Genomic DNA, 6,011 nt, shown 5'->3' with positions numbered 1-6,011 from the left:
CCTGAAAGCTTCGTACGAGAAGCATCGATCCCGTGAGGACCACGAGAGCCAGCGCAATCTCCGAGACGACCAGCACGCGCCGCGACCTCTGCCGCGATCCTCCCGACGCTCGGAGCCCGCTCCCTCGCCGAAGCTGCGCGTAGAGCTCCCGAGACGACGCGTGGATTGCCGGTGCGAGACTGAGGAGGACGCCGCTCACAACCGATAGGCATGCGGCGAACACCCAGGTGCCCGGCTCGACCGACGGTTCGGGAACTCCGGCTGGACCCGCCGGGGCCGTCGCCACGAAGGCGTTCGTCAAAACGGTAGCGAGGAGCAACGCAAACGGTATGGCCAGCGCGCCTACGAGCATGCCCTCCCCCACCAAGGTCTCGACGATCCGGCGGCCGCTCGCGCCGAGAGTTCGGCGGAGAGCGATCTCATCGTCGCGTGCAGCTCCGCGTGCCAGACCGATGCCCGCGAGGTTCGTACACGCGAGGAGCCATAGGCTCGCGACCCCCGCGCCGAGAAGCACCAATCCTCCCCGTATGTCGCGCACCCACTGATCGTGCAAGCGGTTGACGACGACTCCCATCCGACCCTCGGAACCGAAGAACTCGCGCTCGATGCGCCTCATCACGACCTCGAGGTCCGCACGCGCTTCCTCGATCTCGACGTTCCGCTTCAGTCGACCGATGGTGAACAGCCAGAAGGCGTGTCTCGCGGTGCGAGCGTCTTCCTGGAGCGCCAACGGGGTCCAGAAATCTTGAAACTCCGGGATGCGAAAAGACGCGGGCATGACCCCCACGACGATGAACGGCGTCCCATCGAGCAAGATCCGCTCGCCGACGACCGAGCCTCTCCCACCGAAGCGCCGCTGCCACAACGCGTGGCTGAGAACGATGCGGTGGTCCGGAAACACGAAATCCGTTTCCGCAGAGAGATAGTCTCCCAGCTCGGGTGCCACCCCGAGCATCGGAAAGAAGTTCGGGGAGACGTTGGCTCCCACGAGGCGTTCGGGCTCTCCCCCCCCCGTCAAATGGTAGGTCTGGAGGTTGTACGCCGCGAGCGCGGCGAGCGTGTCGTTGCTGTCTCGAAAGTCGACATAGCTGGGATAGGACGTGACGTCTTCCAGATAGCCTTGCGCATCGTTTTTCAGCCACACCATCACGATCCGGTCAGGATCCTCGTACGGCAGCCGTCGCAGCAGCATCGCGTCGAGAATCGAAAAGATCGCGGCGGTGGCGCCGATGGCGCCCCCGAGCGTCAAGACGCTGAAGATCGTATAGGTCTTCGAGCGCAGCAGGCTCCGCACTATGAAGCGCACCTCGAGCCCGTACAGCATCACGATGCTCTTTTGGACGAAGTCCGTTGCGCCCGAGTTACTCCGGCACCGGCTCCGTCTCCGTGTCCGAATCCGAGCTTAGCATCGGCACGTGCGCGGCGCCACGAGTGGTGGCGCCCGATGCAATGAGTCCATTATTCCTCCGCTCGGGAGGTTCCCATGAAAGCTTTCGCGCGACGCTCGGTCCTGGTCATCGTTCTACTTTGCGCGGCATCGCTCGTTCTCGCGGGTGGAGCGGCTGCTCGCCAGCTCGTCACTCGCCGTTTCCGTCGAGTAAGGTGGCTTGCCCGTCAGCATGGTATACACCAGAGCACCCAGCGAATAGATGTCGGAGCGCACGTCGGGACGGGCGCCATGTTCGGTCTGTTCCGGCGCCATGTAAAAGAGCGTCCAAAGCTGAACCGGTCTCACTGCTGAGCCGGGCCTGGCCGAAGTCGGCGAGACGTATCTGGTTGCGGTCGTCGAGCAGTACGTTCGCGGGTCCTGAAGTTCCGGGTTGGCCGGCAACGGCGCAGATCTGCGCTGACTCATTGGTCTCGGTGCTTTGGGCCTCGGCGTCTTCGCATTCAAGAGAAATCAGGCGCCGCATATTCGCACATAACTTACCAATTATGGTAAATTACGGACGTGAAATTCGACGCGATCCGCCAGACCTTCCAAGACCGTCCGTTCTTCGAGACCAGGGAGTTGGCCATGTTGTTCGATGAACCCTCTTCCCAGATCCAGGCCCGACTTTCGCGATGGGTCAGCCAAGATCGGCTCATTCAGCTTCGGAGGGGGAAATACCTTCTGAGGCCCGCTGATCGACGACAGGAAGCTTCGCTCTACTTCGTGTCCAACTACCTTTACCGTCCATCCTACGTGAGTCTTCTCAGTGCGCTCGAATTCCACGGCCTGATCCCGGAGGCCGTCGGCGTCGTTCAAGCGGTAACCACCAGGCGCCGGAATCACTGGGAGACGCCTCTCGGTCGGTTTCACTACCAATCGCTGGATCGGAGTCGCTTCTGGGGCTACCGCGAGTACACCTCCACCCCCGTGACCCCGGTTCCCCTTCAGGCCAGGTTCCTTCTGGCCGTGCCCGAGAAGGCTCTCATCGACTTGTTCTACCTCTACCCCGGGGAGTGGACTCGGGAGCGCATCGAGGAGATGCGCTTTCAGAACCTGGACGAGCTGAGTCACGACCAGCTTCTGCTCGCGGCGGTCCGCTTCGAGAGCCCCAAGGTACGCCGCGCTGTCGACTTCCTGACGGAAGTCTTTCCTCTCCGAGGGTGTGAGTGAAGGATCAAGCGGTCGAGATCGCGAAAAGGGAGGCGACGGACCAGGCGAGGCGGAACCGGCTTCGCGAATACTTGCACCACGTCCTGCTCCGTCAGCTTTTCGAGCGAGACCTGCTGGACGAGCTCGTCTTCCACGGTGGCACCGCTTTGAGGATCGTCCACGACCTGCCCCGCTTCTCCGAGGATCTCGATTTCCACCTGGTCCGGCCCGATCCCGCATACGATCTCGACGTCGCACTCGACGGCATGCGCCGGGATCTCGAAAGCAGCGGATACCGGGTCCGACTGAAGCCGCGCCTCCAGGGCGCCGTACAATCGTGCATGGTGGTTTTCGAACGATTGCTGTACGAATGTGGCCTGAGCTCTCGTGAGAATCAGAAACTGAATGTCAGGTTGGAGGTGGACACGAACCCTCCTCCGAGTTTCCGTTTCGAGAAGAAGCTGGTCAACGTTTACCTGCCCTACGTCGTCCTGCACCATGACAAGCCGTCGTTCCTCGCGGGAAAACTGCATGCCGTCCTCCAGCGCAGGTTTGCCAAAGGAAGAGATTTCTTCGATCTCTTCTTCTATCTCAGCCGATGGCCGGAGGTTTCTCCGAATCTTCCGTATCTCAACCACGCCTTGAGACAGACTGGCTATCCGGGTCCACGGGTAACGGAAACGAACTGGAGGGAGCTGGCCGCATCGAGAGTGAAGGCTCTATCGTGGAATCAGGTCGAGAGAGACGTGGAACCGTTTCTTCTTCGCCCCGAAGATCGGAAGGCTCTCGATAAGTCGCTTCTGTTGAAAATGCTGGAATCCGCAGACCGCTGACCGAGCATTTTCCCTCTTGACGTACCAGACATTTGTCTGGTAACGTTCCACCATGCCGAAAACGCCCCCGGGAGAGACGAGAGAGCGCGTCTTCCAGTTCGTTCGAGAGCGGCTTCTCGAGGGCCGCCCTCCCACGGTACGGGAGGTGCAGCAGGCGTTTCGGTTCCGCGCCGTCGAGACGGCGCGGGCGCATCTCGAGGCCCTCATCCGAGAAGGGCGGCTTTCCAAGCGTGACGGCGAGTCGCGAGGTCTCGAGCTTCCTCTGCCCGAAGGGGCTCTTCCCTCGAGACTCGTTCCCATTCTGGGGCGGGTCCAGGCGGGAGATTTCTCGACGGCCGTCGAGGATCTCGAGGGATACGTGCCCATCGAAGCGAGCCTGACGAGCGAGGGGATCTTCGCTCTTCGCGTTCGTGGCGAAAGCATGTCCGGCGCCGGGATCTTTCCCGGTGATCTGGTTCTCGTTCGCCGACAAGCCGAGGCGCGTTCGGGCGATATCGTCGTCGCGCTGGTGGAGGACGAAGCCACCGTCAAGCGCCTGCGTCTTCGGGGTCGTCGCGTCGAGCTGTATCCGGAGAACCCCGATTTCGAGGTCCTCGTCCCCCCTCCCGAGGCGGTAACGATTCTGGGAAAAGTCATCGAGGTACGTCGACGACTTTGAGCGAACGATGGCGACACCGAGGCTGGTTTCGACGGGAGTTGCTTCTCTCGAAGCGGTTCCTCGCGATCGCCGAGACGTCTGGAGTCTCGCTTCCATGGAGGGGCGTCTCGTCGAGATATCGGGTCATCGCGCCGCGGCCAATCTCACCGCTGCCTTCGGACTCGTGCTGGAGGCACAGCGAAAAGACGAGCCCGTTGCCTGGGTAACGCTCGAAAAGAGCTCGTTTTTTCCTCCCGACGCCGCCGATTCGGGTGTCGATCTGAAAAGGCTCGCCGTGGTGCGCGTCTCCGATCTCCGCGCGGCGTCGAGAGCAACCGTAGAGCTGACCCGCTCCGGGGGGTTCGGGCTCGTCGTGCTAGACCTCGGACCCGAAGCTTTTCAGGAGAACAAGGGGCGCCGCTCGCGCCAATCGAAAAAGCTCTCGGTTCCCATCATCACCAAGCTCGTCGGCCTGGCACAAAAGACAGCTACCGCCGTCGTCGCCCTGACCGACAAGACGGGCGAGGCGAGCTCATTGAGCTCCCTCGTCTCGCTTCGCGCCGAGGCACACCGCAATCCCGACGCGCCCTCGGAGGTCGAGATCGTCATCTTGAAAGACAAACGCCGCGGACCAGGACGCCGCTATCGAGAGGTGTATCGTGCACCGGCTGGCCTGCGTTGATCTCCCCGCGTTCCCCCTCCAACTCCTGGCCCAATCGCATCCGGACTGGCGCGAGAAGCCCATGGCCGTCGTGGCCGAGGAAAAACCTCAGGCGTTCATCCTCTGGGTGAACGAAAAGGCGTGGGAGAAAGGCATCCGCCCCGGGCACCGTTACGCTGCGGCTCTCGCTCTTTCCACCGAGCTTCGAGCCGGCGCGGTGAACGAGACCGCGATTCGAAAGGGAGTCGAAGGACTCACGGAGTCGCTCAGACGTTTCACCCCCGAGGTCGAGCCCGCGGACGAGACCTGGCGCTCGCCGGGTCTATTCTGGCTGAACGCTTCGGGCCTGATTCGCCTCTATCCCTCGCTCGATGTCTGGGGGCGAGCGGTTCGAGACGCGCTTTCCGAACGGGGTTTCGTCTCTTCCGTGGTCGTTGGCTTCACCCGCTTCGGGACTTACGCGGTGGCTCGCGCGAAGCGCGGGCTCGTCGTCTTCAAAAGCCGCGAAGAGGAAGAGCGGGTGTGCCGCGGCGTTCCGCTCGTACGTCTCGACATCCCTCCCGAGGCTCAAGAGACCTTTCGCAAGCTTCGCATCCGCACGGTCGCCGACTTTCTGCGTCTGCCGGCGAAGGGTCTCCTGAAACGCTTCGGCCCCCAAGTCCACGCACTCCACCGTCTCGCCATGGGGGATCTCTTCTCGCCTCTCAGACCCAAGCCTCCCGAAGAGCTTTTCTTTCGAACGATGGAGCTTCCCTCACCCGAGACCGATGCGGAGCGGCTCGTCTTCTTCGTGAAGCAAATCCTGGACGACCTGTTGAAAGAGCTCGACCGGAAGACCCTCGCGCTCGTGAAGCTCCACCTCCGGCTCCTGCTCGACGATCGGAGCGCTCTCGGAGAAACGCTTCGACCCGACGCTCCGACGCTGAACGGTCCGCTTCTCGTCGGGCTCGTTCGCCTTCGGCTCGAAACGCTCTCGCTCGAAGCCGGCGCCGTCGAGCTCACGGTGTCGGCGGAAGTAGCTCCCAAGACGAACGAGCAGCTCTCGCTCGTTGCCGAGCGCCCCCGGCGCGATCCTTCGAGCTGCCATCGCGCCTTCGCCCGTTTGAGAGCGGAGTTCGGAGAGCGCGCCGTGGTTCGCGCCGCGCTCAAGGATGGACACCTCCCCGCATCGAGATTCGAGTGGGCGCCTCTCGAGTCGTTCCCCGAGCCTGGTGCTCCGGAGGCCGGCGCCGAACGGTCCCTCATCCGTCGCATCTTCGACAAGCCCGTGGCGCTTCCCCATCGCTCTCGCCACGAGCC

Annotated in this window: 7 protein-coding genes; 5 read left to right on the top strand and 2 right to left on the bottom strand. The window is 62.7% G+C overall.

Features of this window, described 5'->3' with window-relative positions; all coding sequences use genetic code 11:
* Positions 1-1,324: ABC transporter permease (locus tag VEK15_29035; protein ID HXV64779.1), on the bottom strand; the 1,324-nt coding region annotated here is incomplete at its 3' end.
* A 198-nt stretch (positions 1,325-1,522) separates the two neighbouring features.
* Positions 1,523-1,735 carry a hypothetical protein gene (locus VEK15_29030; GenBank protein ID HXV64778.1) on the bottom strand — a complete coding sequence of 71 codons (213 nt, stop codon included), beginning with the start codon at positions 1,733-1,735 and terminating at the stop codon, positions 1,523-1,525.
* A gap of 216 nt (positions 1,736-1,951) precedes the next feature.
* On the opposite strand from VEK15_29030, the gene VEK15_29025 reads away from it, so the two are divergent.
* From VEK15_29025 to VEK15_29005, 5 genes are all read left to right on the top strand, one after another.
* Positions 1,952-2,602: a hypothetical protein gene (locus VEK15_29025; GenBank protein HXV64777.1), complete on the top strand. Its 651-nt coding sequence runs from the start codon at positions 1,952-1,954 to the stop codon at positions 2,600-2,602.
* The gene (locus VEK15_29020) at positions 2,599-3,414 is read left to right on the top strand and encodes a nucleotidyl transferase AbiEii/AbiGii toxin family protein (GenBank protein HXV64776.1); all 816 of its coding nucleotides are present in this window, start codon (positions 2,599-2,601) and stop codon (positions 3,412-3,414) included. The genes VEK15_29025 and VEK15_29020 overlap by 4 nt, the downstream gene beginning before the upstream one ends.
* Before the next feature lie 52 nt (positions 3,415-3,466).
* On the top strand, positions 3,467-4,072 hold the full coding sequence (gene lexA, locus VEK15_29015; GenBank protein HXV64775.1) for a transcriptional repressor LexA: 606 nt from the start codon (positions 3,467-3,469) through the stop codon (positions 4,070-4,072).
* 7 nt (positions 4,073-4,079) lie between these two features.
* A complete protein-coding gene (locus tag VEK15_29010; GenBank protein HXV64774.1) occupies positions 4,080-4,733 on the top strand; it encodes a recombinase A in 654 nt (217 codons plus the stop codon).
* Positions 4,711-6,011: DNA polymerase Y family protein (locus tag VEK15_29005; protein ID HXV64773.1), on the top strand; the 1,301-nt coding region annotated here is incomplete at its 3' end. The genes VEK15_29010 and VEK15_29005, both read left to right, overlap by 23 nt.

This window comes from Vicinamibacteria bacterium (assembly GCA_035620555.1).
Lineage (GTDB): Bacteria > Acidobacteriota > Vicinamibacteria > Marinacidobacterales > SMYC01 > DASPGQ01.
The sequence above is the reverse complement of the archived record's forward strand: the minus strand, read 5'-3'. Positions and strand labels throughout refer to the sequence as shown.

Excerpts from the sequence above, each read along its gene's own strand:
- lexA (HXV64775.1), top strand. The coding sequence starts at position 3,467 with ATGCCGAAAACGCCCCCGGGAGAGACGAGAGAGCGCGTCTTCCAGTTC.
- VEK15_29010 (HXV64774.1), top strand. The coding sequence starts at position 4,080 with ATGGCGACACCGAGGCTGGTTTCGACGGGAGTTGCTTCTCTCGAAGCG.